Source organism: Limosilactobacillus galli (assembly GCF_947381495.1).
Classification (GTDB): Bacteria; Bacillota; Bacilli; order Lactobacillales; family Lactobacillaceae; genus Limosilactobacillus; species Limosilactobacillus galli.
In genome coordinates, this window is sequence record NZ_CANCWK010000124.1 from 1 (window position 1) to 382 (window position 382).

1 protein-coding gene is annotated in these 382 nt (G+C 41.6%); it reads left to right on the top strand.

Features of this window, described 5'->3' with window-relative positions; translation table 11 throughout:
* Positions 1 to 382 (top strand): helix-turn-helix domain-containing protein (locus tag QOS10_RS09540; RefSeq protein WP_283595210.1); only part of this gene is annotated, 382 nt, incomplete at both ends.

Genomic DNA, 382 nt, shown 5'->3' on the forward strand with positions numbered 1-382 from the left:
CGCATTGTCATCGAAACGCTTCGTCATGAAAATCGATCTCTTCGATATATCGCTGATTACCTGGGCTTTAGTAAGACCACTATCTTTAATGAAATTCACCGGTTAAAGGGTGAATACCATGCGACTAGTGCGCAAGCCGACCACGAAACTAAACTTAGTTATCGTGGCCGGAAATGCTCATTAACGGTTAACCTCAAACGACTAATCGAAGAAAAGATCAAGGTTCAAAAATGGTCAATTGAACAAGTAGCCCATGTGGTTATGATCGCCTATAAGACTATCTATAACTGGGTTGATCAAGGCCTCTTAGAGATTAGCTTAACTGACTTACCAGATCATGGTATTCGCCGTAAGCGGGCTAAAGAAACTCGTGGTACTTTTA